General features: G+C 65.9%; 16 protein-coding genes and 1 pseudogene. 8 read left to right on the plus strand and 9 right to left on the minus strand.

Going from position 1 to position 15,886, the window contains the following annotated elements; genetic code table 11:
* From DB30_RS37580 to DB30_RS37595, 4 genes are all read right to left on the minus strand, one after another.
* The coding region (locus tag DB30_RS37580) for a hypothetical protein (protein WP_146662439.1) at positions 1-188 on the minus strand (188 nt) is incomplete at its 3' end.
* Between the two features lie 41 nt (positions 189-229).
* Positions 230-1,159: a Grx4 family monothiol glutaredoxin gene (gene grxD, locus DB30_RS42910; protein ID WP_276204415.1), complete on the minus strand. Its 930-nt coding sequence runs from the start codon at positions 1,157-1,159 to the stop codon at positions 230-232.
* A 177-nt stretch (positions 1,160-1,336) separates the two neighbouring features.
* Positions 1,337-1,702, minus strand: a complete 366-nt coding sequence (locus tag DB30_RS37590; RefSeq protein ID WP_146662441.1) for a hypothetical protein — start codon at positions 1,700-1,702, stop codon at positions 1,337-1,339.
* Positions 1,703-1,842: 140 nt separating this feature from the next.
* Positions 1,843-2,772 carry a glutathione S-transferase family protein gene (locus DB30_RS37595; protein WP_052558423.1) on the minus strand — a complete coding sequence of 310 codons (930 nt, stop codon included), beginning with the start codon at positions 2,770-2,772 and terminating at the stop codon, positions 1,843-1,845.
* Between the two features lie 116 nt (positions 2,773-2,888).
* On the opposite strand from DB30_RS37595, the gene DB30_RS37600 reads away from it, so the two are divergent.
* The gene (locus DB30_RS37600) at positions 2,889-3,791 is read left to right on the plus strand and encodes a GNAT family N-acetyltransferase (RefSeq protein WP_052558427.1); all 903 of its coding nucleotides are present in this window, start codon (positions 2,889-2,891) and stop codon (positions 3,789-3,791) included.
* 88 nt (positions 3,792-3,879) lie between these two features.
* Positions 3,880-4,836 carry a hypothetical protein gene (locus tag DB30_RS37605; RefSeq protein ID WP_146662445.1) on the plus strand — a complete coding sequence of 319 codons (957 nt, stop codon included), beginning with the start codon at positions 3,880-3,882 and terminating at the stop codon, positions 4,834-4,836.
* Between the two features lie 417 nt (positions 4,837-5,253).
* Here DB30_RS37605 and DB30_RS37610 read toward each other — a convergent pair whose 3' ends face one another.
* Complete coding sequence (locus DB30_RS37610; protein ID WP_052558434.1) at positions 5,254-5,880, minus strand: RNA polymerase sigma factor; 627 nt, start codon at positions 5,878-5,880, stop codon at positions 5,254-5,256.
* Positions 5,881-6,046: 166 nt separating this feature from the next.
* Between DB30_RS37610 and DB30_RS37615 the strand changes: the two genes are divergently transcribed.
* Genes DB30_RS37615 through DB30_RS37625 form a run of 3 tightly spaced genes read left to right on the plus strand, consistent with a single transcriptional unit; the run spans position 6,047 to position 10,207 of the window.
* A complete protein-coding gene (locus tag DB30_RS37615; protein WP_165704130.1) occupies positions 6,047-8,743 on the plus strand; it encodes a serine/threonine-protein kinase in 2,697 nt (898 codons plus the stop codon).
* A 20-nt stretch (positions 8,744-8,763) separates the two neighbouring features.
* Positions 8,764-9,726: a trypsin-like serine peptidase gene (locus DB30_RS37620; protein ID WP_205633158.1), complete on the plus strand. Its 963-nt coding sequence runs from the start codon at positions 8,764-8,766 to the stop codon at positions 9,724-9,726.
* Between the two features lie 10 nt (positions 9,727-9,736).
* Positions 9,737-10,207 (plus strand): hypothetical protein, encoded by a 471-nt coding sequence (locus tag DB30_RS37625; protein ID WP_052558446.1) that lies wholly within the window; start codon positions 9,737-9,739, stop codon positions 10,205-10,207.
* Positions 10,208-10,314: 107 nt separating this feature from the next.
* On the opposite strand, the gene DB30_RS37630 is transcribed toward DB30_RS37625, so the two are convergent.
* On the minus strand, positions 10,315-10,899 hold the full coding sequence (locus tag DB30_RS37630; RefSeq protein WP_146662449.1) for a nuclear transport factor 2 family protein: 585 nt from the start codon (positions 10,897-10,899) through the stop codon (positions 10,315-10,317).
* Positions 10,900-11,003: 104 nt separating this feature from the next.
* Here DB30_RS37630 and DB30_RS37635 point away from each other — a divergent pair, with 104 nt between their 5' ends.
* Entirely contained in the window at positions 11,004-11,930 is a 927-nt protein-coding gene (locus DB30_RS37635; protein ID WP_052558453.1) for a LysR family transcriptional regulator, read from the plus strand.
* 103 nt (positions 11,931-12,033) lie between these two features.
* Positions 12,034-12,309, plus strand: coding sequence for a hypothetical protein (locus DB30_RS37640; RefSeq protein WP_052558457.1), 276 nt, complete (start codon positions 12,034-12,036; stop codon positions 12,307-12,309).
* A gap of 133 nt (positions 12,310-12,442) precedes the next feature.
* On the opposite strand, the gene DB30_RS37645 is transcribed toward DB30_RS37640, so the two are convergent.
* From DB30_RS37645 to DB30_RS37655, 3 genes are all read right to left on the minus strand, one after another.
* The gene (locus tag DB30_RS37645; RefSeq protein ID WP_146662451.1) at positions 12,443-13,168 is read right to left on the minus strand and encodes a hypothetical protein; all 726 of its coding nucleotides are present in this window, start codon (positions 13,166-13,168) and stop codon (positions 12,443-12,445) included.
* 54 nt (positions 13,169-13,222) lie between these two features.
* Entirely contained in the window at positions 13,223-13,951 is a 729-nt protein-coding gene (locus tag DB30_RS37650) for a hypothetical protein (protein WP_052558463.1), read from the minus strand.
* Positions 13,952-14,047: 96 nt separating this feature from the next.
* Positions 14,048-15,277: a DUF4215 domain-containing protein gene (locus tag DB30_RS37655; protein ID WP_052558465.1), complete on the minus strand. Its 1,230-nt coding sequence runs from the start codon at positions 15,275-15,277 to the stop codon at positions 14,048-14,050.
* 88 nt (positions 15,278-15,365) lie between these two features.
* On the opposite strand from DB30_RS37655, the pseudogene DB30_RS37660 reads away from it, so the two are divergent.
* Positions 15,366-15,886 (plus strand): annotated as a pseudogene (locus DB30_RS37660) (hypothetical protein); the annotation flags it as partial.

Consider the following 15,886-nt stretch of genomic DNA (forward strand, 5'->3'; position numbering starts at 1 on the left):
CCGTCGGCCCCGGCCCCGGCCGCGCCAACGCCCCCGGTCGCGCCAACGGCCGCCGCCGCCCCAACCATCCCGATCTGATCGACCACGAAGCCTTCGCCATGAGCAGCCTCGCCATCGCCGCGCTGATTTTGATCTTGCCGCTGCTGCTCGACGATCCGTAGCCACGCGACTACGCGCAGTTCAGCCACGCGTGCCGCTGCGGGTACCGGCGCTCGTCGAGGTACGCCCCTCAGTATCGAGCCACAGCGGGATCAACCTCTTGCGACCAGGCATCGATCCCGCCGCGCACGTTGTAGACCTCCGTGAACCCCATCCCTACAAAGTGCTGCCCCGCCGCGAGGCTGCGCATGCCGTGGTGGCAATGAAAGTAGAGCGGCGTATCGCGGGGGAGCTCGGCGATCTGATCGGCCACGTCGGCGTCGAGCAGCACGGTTCCCTCGATCTTTGCGATCGCCCGCTCCTCCTCGCTGCGGACGTCGTACAGCCGGACCGCGCCGGCCTGCATGCGAGCCGCGAGCTCCTTGACCGACAGCTCCTGCACGGCGGGCGGCGCGTTGGGGTTCTCGATCTTGAACCCGGCTTCGTCCGCCGCGCTCACAAAGTCGATCACCAAGCCCTTCGCCCGCCGGGCGCTGCGAGCGTCTAGCACCAAGTGGATGCCGTTGCTCTCGACCTCGATGTCGCCGTCTTTGCGGGCCCCAATGCTCAGATCATTGTGAAAGCGCCCGTCGATCGTCAGCCGCAGCACGTCCGAGTCGTCCACGTCGGACCCCTCGATCGCCGCCTTGAACTGCGCCGCTGCCTTGGCGGTGATCGTGACCTCTGGCACGGTGGGCGCGCTCGCGCCAAGCGTGGCGGCCAGCTCCCCGCTGTCCTCGAGCTCGCGCACGATGTCCGCCCCGCCGACGAACTCGCCGTCCACGTAGATCTGCGGGATCGTTGGCCAGTCCGAGAACGCCTTGATCCCCTCGCGCAGCTCGGGGTCCGCGAGCACGTCGACCGTGGCGTAGTCATCGAGCCAGCCATCGAGCAGCTCCACGACCGAGGCCGAGAACCCGCACTGCGGCGAGCGACGCACGCCCTTCATGAACACGACCACGCGATCGCTGGTCACGAGGTCGTTGATCTTGGCGCGGGTCGTCTCGGGTAGCTCGCTCACGGGGGCGACCATATCCAAGCCAGGAGAGTCTGCAACGCGGCGCGGTCGTGAAGTCGTCTCCGCCACCCGGTTCCGGCCCCAGGCCACAGGATTGAACGAAGAAGGCCCGGCGCGTCAATCAACGGCGCCGGGCCCTCGCCCGAGCTGAAACCCGAGCTGAAAGCAGCTGCGAAGCGGTTACTCGCAGGTGGTGCCGAGGTTGCCCGCTTGGTCGCAGTTGCCGTCGATGACCTGCTGGTAGCGGCAGTCCTTGCCGTCCTGGTCCCACATCTCGCACGCGGTGTTGCACTCTGCGTCGCTCGCAAACTCCGTGGACATCCCGTTCTCGGCGCAGAACTGAATGAAGCCAACGCAGTAGACCGCGCAGGTCGTGTCGCTGCTTGGGCCGGTCTCTTCTTCGGTCGCGCCGTCGTCGGTCGTGTCGCCCGGGTCGGTCGCGTTGGTGTCGGTGGTGTCACCGTCGTCACCACCGTCGCAGGCGGCCATTGGGATCGAGAGGCAAAGTGCAATCAGGCTGGTCGTGAAGAGCTTGCTGAGTTTCATGGGATCTCTGGTTTCGTCGACCGCCAGAACGGCGATCGGCCGGAGCATATGGCATGGATTGCGAACCATGCGACCGCGGGCCCATTAACTCATGTGGAGTTTGGACACGCCGCCGGCGTGCCCACGCCTACGGGTTGGTCTTACCCGCGCAGATGCGCGACCAGCCAGCCGATGCCGATCACGACCATCCACTTGAGCACCCAGAACAGCAGGAAGGTCTTGGCCACGGACGGGCCGTAGAAGCGCAGCGCTTGCCAGGCGCTGAGCCGGCGGATCATGGAGTCCCAGCTGGGCCGTTCGCGCAGCTGCGCGTACCAGCGGGCGACCTGCGGCCTGCGGTGACTGCGGAGCGACCGGGCGAAGCCGATCTGCTCGAGCTTGGACAGCACGGCCGTCCACATGGCGTCGGCGAGGGTGTAGTTGGGACCGGCGATCCACTCGCGCTCTTCGAGGGTGACCTCGATCTCGTCGAGCAGGACCTCGACCTCATCCACCAGCTCGCTCATGCCAACGCGGTGGCGAATGCCGCGCTCGAGCCCATCGAGCTCCACTCGCTTGGCCTCGTAGATCTCGCGCAGCTCGGGGTTCTTGCGGATCAACCGGCGCAGGCGGGATCGCTGCTGGCGAAGGCTCCACCGCTGAAACCACCTGACCATGCCCTTGGTCCGCGCGTAGCCGAGCTCGCGGAGTGGAAACTGGTCTTGGATCTCGATCCACTGCAGCACTTCGTCGCGCTGTTCGGGATCGCTTGGCAGCAGCTCGGGCCCCGGGAAGTGCTCGTCGATGAAGATGGCGATCCTGACAGCGCCGGTGACGACCGTGGTGCCAACCACCAGCGTGGGCACGACCAGTCGCGGGTTGAGCTTCGCGTACCAGGGCTCGAGGTTTTCGTGGGCCGGCCCGATGTTGACGATCTGCCCGTCCCACGCGACCTGCTTTTCCGCGAGCGCGAGGCGAACCTGCTGCGAGCCCAGTGAGATCGGGAAGTGATACAGGGTCGGCGCCGCGGTTGACCGCGGCTGCGCGCTGGGAAGCTCGAGCAGCTCGCCCCCTTCGACTTTGGCCTGCACGGAGCTCAACCCTGGCACTGTAGCTCCAATCGCTCGCTCGCCTGACGGAGAATTTGGCGTCCGGCAGCATTCGGCCACAGCGCAGGTCCCCGCCTGTTGATGTTACCTTCTGACTCATGGCGAAGGCGCTGGCCGTCGAGATCCGCACCCTGCGTGAGAGCGAGTTGCCTCAGGTCCACGACTTGGTGCTCGATGCCTCGGCGATCTACCCGGTGCCGATCCGGCCCTCGGTCGAGCAGCTGGGTCTGCTGCTCGAGCGGCGCGGGGTGGACTGGGCTTCGAGCTTTGGGGCGTTCTCGGAGGGCCGCCTGATCGGCGCCACAGTCACCGCCGTAGACGAGTGGCCCGCCCTGCACATGGGCGCATACGCGATCGTCTCGGCCGTTCGGAAGGGCTGGCAGGGCAAGGGGGTGCTCTCGGCCTTGTTCGAGTGGCTGAGCTTGGCGCTCGACCGGCGCGAGGTCACCCAGATGCAGCTCGAGGTCTTAATCGACAACGCCCGGGCGCGCCGGGCCTACGAGCGGCTGGGCTTTGACGCCGAGCGCCACTTGTTTTGCTTCGAGCTCCCGCGCCTGACCCGGCCGCAGCGCTTTCAAGAGCAGCTGGGCTTCGACGTCCACGAGGGCGAGGCGGCGGCGGCGGCGGCAGCCGAGCGCGGCGAGCTGTGGACCAGCTTCTGGAGCCTCACCCCGGCGTGGACGGGCAGCACGTGGACCGTGCAGCGCAGCAAGTCGCGGGTCGTGTTCGAGGCGCGCTGGCAGCAAGAGGTGTGCGGGTACGCGGTGCTCGTGCCCGAGACGGCCGAGCTCGTCCAGATCGCGGTCGCGCCCGAGCACCGACGCAAGGGCGTGGCGACCGAGCTGATCCGGGCCTGTCACCAGCGCGTGCACGGGCCCGCGCTGCACGTGCTCAACGTCGACGATGGGGCCGACCGCGGGGTGACGATCGCGTGCTTGCGCTCGCTGGGTGCGACGATGAGCGCGGTCCAGCTCGAGATGGTGCTGCACCGGGTCTCGTAGCGGGCGCGCCGCTCGAGCGCTCGCCAAGACTGAGCCGAGTCGACGAAAAAAACGAACGGGTCCAGGTCTGGACCTGACAAGCCCTAGCATGCCCGTCCGTCTGCCCCGAACCCCCGTCGTCGTCGCGCTTGCCGCGGCTGTCTCCCTCCCTGCGTGCAACTGGCGCAACACTCCCGTCCAGCGGGTCAAAGATGTCGACTCACTGATTCACTACCCAGGCCACGGAGGCGTGGTCATCAGCGCGTCGACCCAGCTGACCAAGCGCATCTGCGTCGCGCCTCCGGCGCAGGGCGCGTTGCTGCGGCAGACCAATACGTCGACGCGGGCCGAGGTCGATGTCCTCGATGTAGTCGGGGTCGGGGTCGGAGTTGACCACGCGACCGCCGAGGCGCTCGCGCGGATGTACGAGCAAAATGAGCGGTCGTTGTTCTTGCAGTACTCGATGTATCGGCTCTGCGAGGCATACATGAACGGAATGCTGACGCGAGGCTCGAGCAGTGAGATCTTGGCTGTAGAGATGGCGAGGTACAAAGCGGCGGCCACGGCCGCGGGTGCCAAGCTAGCTGAATGCAACAAAAAAAAGGGCAAACTGGAAGCCATTCAGAGTGCTCTGATCGGCACTGAACCTGCGACTCGGGTGCAGCGCGACGACCTCGACGAGCAGATCTCGAGTCTCGAGTGCGAGCAGTACGCGAGCGACCAGCAGTCGGCGTCTGACACCGCAGCTCTGCTCGAGAAGCGCCTCGCTAATATGGACAAGAGCCCGTCGGACGACCAGGGCATCTTGTACTGGATCGCCTTCCAAAATATCCTCGAGACCTCGGTCGAACTCGCCCGCCTCGACGCGCAAGCGGCCAGGCTCCGCGCACAGACTCAGGCCGCGCTGGCCAAGGAAGCCCAGCTCGAGGCCGAGAACAAGGTCAAGCGCCTCGAAGCGTCCGCAAAGACCCTCGACGCCGTGCGTGAGAAGGCACTCGACAATGCGATCGATCGCGCCAAATGTGCCGATGATTGCGCTGACAAGAAGGGCGACAACGAGAAGTAGCGCCCGACCTCCGCTTGCGATTGGGGCCCAAGGTTGGGTGACACGCTTGATCTGAGCGCGACATGACGGATACCGGTGGCAACGGTCCGTCGAGAGCCGAGCGAGCGCCGAGCGACAGCGAAGACAAATATCGCTTCGATGATTGGGACGATGACGGTGGGCTCGTGCTCGTCTCGTCCAGCAAGCATGCTGGTCGGCTGGCACCCGCACGCTACAGACCCTATCGTCGACGCCGCCGACCTCACCGAGTGCTCTCAGCTCGAGCCGGCAGCCAGCCCCCTCAGCCAGCATGGACACACACGCTGAAGTCCTCGCCTCCCAGCAGGCGCGGTCGGAGTAGGACCGAGTCGCCGAGCCCCAGCACGAGGGGCAGGGTGAGCGAGAGCTTGATTAGCTTGGCGCTGATCGCCCGCCGTCTCACCCACCCGACTCGACCACGTCGAGCCGCTCTCGCAGCTTGCGGGCCCAGCCCTCGAGGTCCTGATCCGAGCTTTCGGGCACCCCCGCGAATCGCTCGAGGCGCAAGTACTCTTTCTTGAGCGCGAGCTTGGCCCTGCGCAGTCGACTTCGCACGGTATCCTCGGGGATCGCCAGCACCTCCGCGAGAGCTGCTCCGCTGAGGCCCTCCCAATAGTAGAGCTCGAGCAGCTCCTGGTCCGCGAGCCGGATCTGTCGCAGCGCGTCGAGAAGGCGTTTGTCCGCTCGATTGCGGGCCAGCACGGACGACGGCCCGGCCCCGAGATCGGCCAGCGATAGCTCATCGATCGGGACATCGCGGCCCCGATGCTGCCGACCCTCCCAATGTTGCAACAATAGATGTCGTGCGATACCGCGCAGATAGGCCAAGAAGCTCGAACGACCCTCGAATCTGACTTGTCCAGTTGCACAGGCCTCGAAGGTGCGCTGAATTATGTCTTCGAGATCGGTGTCCACCTTGTTGACGAAGAACCTACGGACCGTCTCGTAGTGGCGACCAAACAGGGTGCTGCCTGCTCGCCGGTCGCCGGCTCGCCAGGCCGCGAGCAGCTCGTCGTCGCTCACCATCGACGTCACTCTACCATCGAGGCGTGATAAAAGGGACGGATCGTAGCCGGCTCCGCACTAGTTGGGCGTGCCACCGGTAACAGACACGAGCCCCATGGGCATCGACCCCGATAGCACGCCTTCCTTCGACCTGCCCGCGCCGACAGAGTCGCACGGCAGCCGCGCGATGCGTTCGCGCATCGCCCAGCGCCTGTTCGACGAGTCCACGCCCGCCCAGTCGATCGCCCACTACCAGATCCTGCGTCGAGTCGGCTCGGGCGGCATGGGTGTGGTCTACGCCGCCCGTGACTCCAAGCTCGATCGGGTCGTCGCGCTCAAGCTGGTCAGGCGCTCGTCCATGGCAGGCGGCGGACACGAGCGCTTGATCAGCGAGGCTCGGGCGCTCGCCAAGCTCTCGCATCCGAACATCATTCAAGTGCATGAAGTCGGCGCTCACGAGGGTGACGTCTATATTGCCATGGAGTTTGTCGACGGCCAGACCCTCGGTCACTGGCTTCGCCACACTCCGCCGTCGCTGACCAAGCTGCTGCAGGTGTTCCTCGCGGCCGGTCACGGCCTCGTGGCGGCCCACGAAGCGGGCATCATTCATCGTGACTTCAAACCCAGCAACGTGCTGGTCGGAGGCGACGGTCGCGTGCGCGTCGTCGACTTTGGCCTCGCGTGTACGATCGAGAGCGTCTCGACCATCACCGACCCCTCGACGAGCCTCGACTCGCCCACGTCGAGCACCCGGGTCGTCGGTACACCAGGCTACATCGCCCCGGAGCTGTTCGAGCGCCAGCCCGCCGACGAGCGCAGCGATCAGTTCGCGTTTTGTGTGGCCCTGTGCGAAGCGCTGAGCGGCCAACAACCCAAGACCGGTGAACCGCTTCGCGTTCGACCGCGGTGGCTGCGACGCGCGCTCGAGCGTGGCCTTCACCAAGACCCGAGGCAGCGCTGGCCGAGCTTGGCCAGCTTGGTAGCGACCCTCGACCGCGCCCCTCGCATCCGGCGTCGCGCTGGCGTTGTCTTGGTCGCAGCTGGGCTGGCCGGGGGCTACGGGCTGGCCAACGCGATGACGCCAGCCCGACCCGACTGCAGCGAGCTCGGTCAAGAGTTCGACGCGGTGTGGAACGATGCGCGCCGCGATCTGGTCAATACCCACCTCGACGACGGTGGTCGGGCGTGGACGAAGGCCATCGGTAAACAACTGGATCTCGCATTCGCCGAGCAGCGCGAGGCGTGGCTCGACGTGCGCGAGCGCGTGTGCAAGGGCTCGCTCGTCGGCGACGAATCTGGCGATCTGCACCTCGCCGATGCTTGCCTCGACCGACACCTGCAGCGAATCGACAGCCTGATCGCGTTCGTGCTGTCGACGCAGCCTCTGGCGCTCGTCAACATAGATGAGCAGATCGCCGAATTGGGTGATCCACGAGCGTGCGGCGACGGCTCGAGGTTGCTGGCGGCGCCCGCTCCCGTCGAGCACGCCGAGGAGATTCACCTGCTCGAGCTCGAGCTCGACAGGCTCGGCCTGCGCGTGGCGGGTGGCGACTTCACGACGGCCGTGTCGCACTGCTCGCGCTTGCTCGAGCGTGCCCGCGCCGTGAACTATCCCCGCATTGTGGCCGAGGTGCTCGAGCTGCAGTCGGTCATCGCCAGCGAGCGTGGCGACGCACGTCGTGCCGTCGCGGCGAGCTTCGAGACCGTGCTCGCGGCCGAGTCTGCGGGCGACGATCTGCGGGTGTTCCTGGCCCGGCGCCGCCTGGTGGATCTGTACGCCGAAGAACTCGACGATCTCGACGCCGCAACGCTGTGGTACGCCCAGGCGCAGGCCAGCTTCACGCGGCTGGGCTCACCCGCGGTGCTCGAGGTCGCGCTGCTGGACGCGAGCTCCGAGCTCGCCGTCGCCGCCGGGGAGCTCGAGCGCGCTCAGCTCGAGCTCGAGCGCGCCCTCGAGCAGGCCCGCACCCTCGATCCCGGCCACCGCCGAGTCGACCAGCTAGAGCTGTCACTCGCCAATCTGCTGGCGGATCGCGGAGATCACCGCGGCGCCATTGCGCGCTATGAGGCGCTCGCCGGGCGGCAGACCGCCCGACTTGGGGCCGATCATCCGAGCGTCGCCAGGATCGAGTTCGACCTCGGGCTGTGCCACTTCGAGCTCGGCGATCCGGACCAGGCGCAGCTGCACCTGGACCGGGCCCTGGACATCCAGACTCGTGCGTTCGGCGACGACGCTCCCCAGCTGCTGCCGACCCTCACGGTGCTGGCACAGATCGCGCTTGGCCGCGACGATCTCGAGCAGGTCCTGACTTTCGCCACGCGCATGATCCCGCTCGAACGCGCCAGCTATCCGATCGAGGATGGTCGCTACTTCAACGGCTCGCGCTTGCTCGCCAGGGCACACATGGTCGAGCACGACTACGCGGCCGCGCTGGCCGTCGACGAGGCGCTGCTGACGGATCCACCCGCGCAGATGCCCGCCGAGATTCGCGCCGACCTCGAGCTCGAGCGTGGCTGGCTACTGTGCCGACTCGGGCGATGCACGCAGGCGCAGGCAGCCTTCGAACTCGCGGGCGCCGTGGACGACCCGGCCACGCAACACTACGTGGCGCTGGGCCTGGCCGAGGTCGAACTCGCGCGAGGTGACGCGGACGCGGCGTGGGCCAGCCTCGAGGCGCTCGCCGAGTTGCTGCCCGAACACGCCGCCGAGCCCGAGTTCGAGGCGGAACTCGCCGCGATCAGAGCGCTCACGCTCGCCCAGCGCTCGCCGTTTACGGACGAGTTCGAGGCCGCCATCGCCCTCGCTGCGGGTCACATCGGTGTCTTGCCCCCGGATCTATCCAAGCGCGTCGAGGCATTGCTCGACGGACAGGCCAAGCCATGAGTCATCGAATGTTTCATACCGTGGGTCTGGTCGCCGCGCTGACGTCCGTGAGTGGCTGCGACCGAAAATCGGGGGAGTCCGCCAAATCGCTATTGATGACGGATCCCGTCGTGGACTACCTGTCCTCGACGATGGTCAACCCAGATACGAGCGAACCTCCCGCCATCGGGGCGACCGCGTCCATGGTCCTCCCACGAAATGTTCACTGCGTGGAGGATGGGTGGCTCATGCTCCGCAGCGACGAGCCTCTTTCCAAAGCGTACGGGAAGCCGTGTGACCGAACGCTGCTCGCACCGTTCGCCGAGGAGGCCCGAGCTCTGGGCTGCACGGCGACGCTGATCGCAAACGATCAGGTGCTGACCGCCGCCCACTGCATCATTGGCGACAACGTCAACCTCGATCGAATCTACTTTGTCTTCGGTCGCACGATTGACTCCGAGTTCGCCAAACCCAAATCGCCTGGCGAGAAAATCGCAGTGCCCTCAGCTCACTGGGCCCAGGCCACGTGTGTGACGGCCGGCGATCTCGCTCCAGGCGAGGTTCCGCCCGATTGGGTCGTCCTTCAACTCGCCGAATACGTCGCTATTCCTCCCCTCGCGCTGGCCGCGACGGCCCCGACGCTCAACAGTAAAGTGGAGATGTTCGCGTACCCGCTGGGACTCCCACTCAAGCAGATCTCTGTCAAGCTGACCGATCTCGAGGGCGAGGCCGAGTGGGACTCCGCCAGCGGCAACTCGGGCGCGGCGCTGCTGGACGCGGAAAGTGCCATCATCGGCGTCGTCCGTGGTAACAATCAGGCCGCCGCCTCCACCTTCGGTGATTGCACGGAGCCTGCCCGGTGCCAGCCAGACAAATGCGCGGGGCAGCCGTACACACCCGTGTCGGTGTTCTCCAATTGGGCCACATTTGGTGTCACACAGCGCCTTCGCTACAAGCTCTCACCCAACGTCAAACCCTGCTCCAAGAACAATACACACGAATAGAGGTAGAACAATGCCGCTCAACTACGAAATCTGGTACGCCCCCAACGATCCCGGAGACCCGGTGGATGTGTGCAGCTCGGACTCAGCCCTGAGTCTCACGCTCGTCAACGATCACGAATGTACATACAAGGACAACGCAGGCGCTTCGCATGACGTCGCCTTTATCAAGATCACCTACTCGAAAGACGCTGGGGGTAGCTTCCCTACCAGCAGCTTCACCATCACGGCTTCGCCGAATCGGTGGGATGTCGAGCCGATCAACGGCTACGCGTTCTCGGGGAGTTCGACGTCGATCGGGACCGCCACCGCCACGAAAACGGAAGAGGTGTGGCTGATAACCTTCACCCCGCCCGATTACGAAGCACCCGAGACCGCTGCGTCGACGATGTGGTTGTTCGGCGTTAGCACCCCACCGCCGAAGCTCAAGGTGATCGTGAAGCGCCAGGATGCCACGTTCAGCTGTCCGCCATCCGAGCGGTGAACTCCAGCGCGGACTCGAGCACCTGAACCGGCTCGACACCGCCCATCACGCCGGTGCGAGGGATCGCCGTGATGATCCGTCGGTGTCGACCGGCTAGACGTCTGCGCTCAGCCGCCGACGCTGCCGGGATAGGCCAACGAGTGAACCAGCTCGACCGACTCGATCTGCCACACCCCGTCCTCGCGCACGAACGTGGCGGTGTTGGCCGCGAACAGCAGCAGCTTCTCGTCGACGTCCAAGCCCAGCTCCGGTGGGGGCTTGGTCGAGTTTGCGAACTTGAAGGTTGCTGTCGCGTTGTCGCCGTCGAGCTCGACAGCGATCGCGCTGGTGCTGAGGTTGGCCTGGGCCGCGACCATGATCGGCCCGTAGCCTGCGATCAGGCCATCGTAGCCCTCGAACACGTGCGCGCCGCCGGCCGGGTCGACGGCCGTGAGACTGAAGTTGCGGTGGATCCGAGGCTCGAGCGCCTCGAGCCCGGCTAGATCCGAGTTGTCGACGACCTGGGCAAAGCCAAGCACGAGGCCGCGGAGCTCTTCTTTGGTCTCCAACACCTGCACGCGCGCCTCGAGGTCGAGGTCGTCGGAAGCCGCCTCGGCTTCGGTGCAAGATGCCAGCAGCAGTGGGGACATGCTCAACGCGAGCGTGACGCCGAGGGTACGGATGATGCCTGATGTTCGAGTCTTGGTTGTCATGGTGAACTCCTGTGACGGAGTTGTAGGCCCAGACAAATATTACTCAAATAGTGATTTTGCATGTGTGCTATTTGCAATTTGAATAATCATCTACTCTGGTCGCCATGACCACCTCAGAGCTCGTGGACTACGATCTCAACTTGCTCGTGGCGCTCCACGCTCTGCTGCGTGAGCGCCACGTGAGCCGAGCCGCGGAGCTGCTCGGGCTGAGTCAGCCAAGCATGAGCCGCGCGCTTGGGCGCTTGCGCGAGATGTTTGGTGACCCGCTGCTCGTGCGCGGCAAGTCTGGCATGCAGCCGAGCGCGCGAGCGCTCGAGCTCTACCCACAAGTCGAGGAGTTGCTCGCTGGGGTCCGTCAGCTGGTCCAGCCCGCGCGCTTCGATCCGCTCACGGCGACGGGCACCGTCCGCATGGCCGCGCCGGACCTGGTCGTCTACATGTTCGTCCCTCCCCTGATGCGGGCGCTGGCCGAACAGGCCCCCGGGCTCAGCCTCGACGTCGTCCGCTGGCAGCCAAGCTGGCGCGAGCACCTCGAGAGCGGGGACATCGATCTGACCTTGGGCATCCCCCGGGGCGACGAGCCCAATGTCTACGCGCGTCCGCTGATCGAGACTCACTGGGCCTGCGTCCTGCGCAAGGGCCATCCGGCGCTCCGCGGCAAGTGGACCGTCGAACGATTCGCGGCGCTCGATCACTTGCTGGTCTCGCTCACGGGCCACGGCGACGGGCCGATCGACGCTGCCCTCGCCGCGCTTGGGCTCTCACGCAAGGTCGCGTTGCGGGTTCCCTATCCCGTGTTGACCCCGCTGTTGGTCGCCGAGACCGACCTCGTGCTCACGACCCCCGCCTGGCTCGCGCGCAAGCTCGCCGGCTCCATGGGCCTTGCGATCCGGCGCCCGCCCATCCCCATCGCGCCGATCCGGGCACCCATGCTGTGGCACGAACGAAGCCACCGCGACCCCACCCAGCGCTGGTTTCGGGCGCTGCTCGGCGGGCTCGCCGAGCAGCTGGACATGAAGGTTTCGTCCTAACAGCACGGGCAGCCCTTCGCCTGGTCCTCCTCCGCGAGCGGAGCTCGACAACAAGCTACAATCGAGGATCGGCGCTGCGCTGCGCGACGATTGCTTCGCCGGCTTGAAGATTGCTCGCGCAGGCGCTGCGCTCGAGCTACGTGGGTCGACGCTGGTCGCCATGCGCCGAGAGTGGACGCAAGAGAAGCGATGGTGGTACGCGCTCGATCTGTGCTTGCACGCGGGTGGAGTGGCCTACGAGATTCTGCTGTACCGAGACGACTACGACGGCACGTCTGTCCTGTGTGAAGCACGACACCCCGAGGCAATTCCGCGGCTCGAGGCGGCGCTGGGCGACTGGCTGGAGGGGTTCTTCGTCTGCCCGACGAGACGATTTTAAATATCTTCGAGCAGGAAATGCGGCTCGGGCGGGTGGACGTTGGCCGTGTCTCACAACGACTCGATCACGCGGCGATCGGACGAGTCGAGGCCGGCAGCGTGGAAGCCACGTGACCACCCCGTGCGTCGTCCACTCAGCGCGAGCCGGGGGCTGGGCACGACCCGGCCTCGACGCAGTCCGTTCGGCGGAGCGGATCGACGTCGTCGCTGGTGCAGGTCTGGCAGTCGGCGTTGAAGGTCAGGAACATGCCCGACCGCGAGGCCTTGCACAGGCTCTCGGTCCAGACCGTGTCGCCGTCAAGCCGCCCGCGCAAGCCGTACTTGCGCGGGATCGTGATCTTGCGACGGGTCAAGGGCCCGGTCTGTATGCGCATGGGCGGCTTGCTCTCGAGGTCCGGCGAAAAGCCAAACTCGATGTCGTCGTCGCAGAAATTGGTGAAGGTGATCGTGATTGTGCCGCCGTCCTCCACCGCGTAGTGGCTGTCCGAGTCGACCCGCAGCTGCGCGATGTCACTGGGCGGATCCGGCGGGCAGTTGTTGGCGAGCTCGAAGGGCGCGTGCAGATCGATGCCGGCCGGGATCCGCCCAGCGGCCTCGAGCCCGCGCGCGCTCGCGTCAGCGCGGCACTGCTCGAGCGGCACGCGGCCCCGCTCGAGCTCGGGCGCGGTGCGGTGCCAACACAGCTGCGCCCATGCCCAGGCCATCACCGTCAGATCGTTGAGCTCGCCGCAGCGCTCGCTCAGGCTTACGGCTTGATCCACGACGATCCGCTGGGTCTCGTCGGGCGGGACCTGGTTGGTAGGGCCCGCACAGGTGAGGAGGGCCAGACCGAGCACCGAGAAGCGACCGACGCCAAGCACTTGTAGAGCCTAACAGCTAATGACCCCCTACAGATGACTTGGTCGCATGAGTCATCAGGGGTGGAGCACCAGCGCGCGAGCGCGGACTTGCGCGAGGACCTCGATTAGGGCCTCACGGACTGCCGCGCGTGGCAGTTCGGCCAGGCGCGCGGCCACATCGGTCTTCTCGTGTCGTTGGAAGAACGCCACGAACTTGTCGCACACGTCATCGTCGAACTGGGCGCTCTCCACGAGGCGTTGTGTATCGTCCAGTGATTCCAGCCAGCAGGCCTCGCAGCGATAGGTGGTGAAGACGTCGCCCGCGTGCTCATTCCACCACGGGATCACGTGTGCATTTGCGCCCGAGCACAGGGTGTAGCAGCGCGAGCACATCAGCTCGGGCGTGGGGGCGGGCAGCTCGTAGGTGTTGTTGGTGTCGTTGAACACCACGCTGCGCCAGTGCTCCGTCTCGTCGCTGGAGGGCGGGGTCCAGCCGTGCTGATCACTGGTGGCGCGCTCGATGGGCGTGATGCGGGCGTAGCGGAGCAGCTCGGCCAGCCTCGCGGTCTGGAACTGATCCGAGGCCCGTACCGCGCACAGCGTCCAGTACAGCGAGGCGTCGGCGATGACCGGAGTGAACTCCCCGCGTGCAGCCTGAGCGATCACCGACTCAATGGGGTGGCCGGCCGGCGCGATCATGGCCGCGAGCACCATGTCGTTGCCGAGCATGGCAGCGTTGGCGACGAGGTTTGGCTTGGGAGGGGGCGCAGGCTTGGAGCCACGGAAGCGATCGAAGAGGCCCATGCTCGATCAGCATACACGAGGATGAGACGGTCCACTCACCGCCCCGCTGCTTCCCCGCCTGTCCATTTACCTTGGCCGGTGCTTTCTGGTGGTTTGTCAGCCCGGACACTCGACGCTGTTTGGCGCCGGGATGCACACGAAGCCGCCGCTGTCTCCGGGGTTCTGGCCACCACACCACCCGAACGCACCGATGTTGCCCTGGGTGAAGTAGTCGGCCGGGAGCGGGCCGAGACCGCAAGCGCCGATTCCACACGGCTCGGCGTTGAACCCGTAGCACCACCGGGCCTGTCCGGTGTTGGTGTCGAGCTCAAAGCGCTCGGCGAGCTTCCAATAGTTGGTGCCCGAGCTCGTGTTCCAGCCTTGGTTCTTGGTGTGCCACCAACACGCGTACTGGACACCTTGATGCATGAATAGGCCTCGCCAGTGGTAGCCGGTCTCCGAGTCCAGACATAGGCCTTCGACTGGGTTGCACTCCAGCTCGCCGGCGAGCCAGTCCGTCAGGCAGTTGGTCTGCTCGCAGTTGTTGTTGCACGCGTTGTCGTCGATCGCGTCCGCGTCGTCGCACTCCTCGACTCCCTCTTGCACGAACCCGTCGCCGCAGGTCGCGGCGACGCAGGTCGTTGGGCAGGCGTCAGTGTCGTCATTGTTGGCGTCGTCGCACTCTTCGACGCCGGCCCATATAATCCCATCGCCGCACACGGCTGGCTCACAAGCTGGATAGGTGCAGCCGTCGTCTGTTGCCGTGTTGCCGTCATCGCAAAACTCGAGGCCGCTGTGCTGGTAGCCATCACCACAATATGCGATTTGGCAGATCGTGCACGCGTCGCTGGTGTCCGTGTTGCCGTCGTCGCACTGCTCACCCCGCTGCACGATCCCGTCGCCGCAGGTCGCTGGGACGCACGCCGACGTGCAGGTGTCGGTGTCGTCTTCGTTGCCGTCGTCGCAGCCTTCGACGCCCGCTTGCACGAAGCCGTCACCGCAGCTGGCCGCCTGACACCCCGTCACGCATTCGTCGGTGTTGTCCGTGTTGCCGTCGTCGCAAGTTTCGAAGCCTGCGTGGACGTGGCTATCGCCGCATACGGCGATCATGCACTCGGGCGTGCACTGGCCGTCGAAGGCGTTGTTGGGTCCGAGATCACACTGCTCGGGGCTCTCGACCACGCCGTTGCCACACTCGTCTGGGGTTCCGCCGCTGTCGCTGGTGTCCGCTGCGGTCGCGTCGTCTAGGGTGTGCGTGGTTGCCACGTGATCGCTGGGGGTGCAGGCCCAACTGCCGCAGAACAGGGCGACAAGCGAGAACATGGTCGGCGCGCGGAGCCCAGTCATCCGGCGTCAGGCTAGCGCGATGCCCCGCGCGAAGTCCACGTCTTGCTTGGTGCTCCGCCAACATGCTGTTAGAGTCCAAATCAAGCTCATGGACTGGAAACAAGACGCCCGCACTCGACTCACCGAGCATCTTGACGCCAAGGGGGACCTCGCCCCGCCGTGGGAAAAGTTTCCAAACTATGAGCGGTACACGATTGGTTGGCGGATGGGGTCGGGCGAAGACTGGCTTGGGTTGTGGCATGTCTTTTTGGAGCAGCTCGGTCCGGAATTCGAGGTTCGGCTTGCGTATCTGAAGCGCCATGCCCCTGCGCCATTCACCTGGGCGAATGCGGTGTATGGGGTTCTGTATCCTAAGTCGGGGGGCGATGATGGCGATGGCGATGACGGCGATGACGGCGATGGCGACCCTGCGGCCGAGCGCCGGGCCGCGCTCCTCGAGAAAGGGCTCATTGCTTCCGATGTCGCCTATACAACTTGGCTTCACCAGCAAAAGGGGGTGCGCTGGCCATGGACGTACAGCAAGACGCCGCAGAATGCGGCGCGGCATTGGACGCGTGACCTGTGGTTCTGGTCACGCCAGGTCGCGGCGCTTCGATGCGATCCCTCATG

This window comes from Enhygromyxa salina (genome assembly GCF_000737335.2).
Taxonomy (GTDB): Bacteria; Myxococcota_A; Polyangia; order Nannocystales; family Nannocystaceae; genus Plesiocystis; species Plesiocystis salina_C.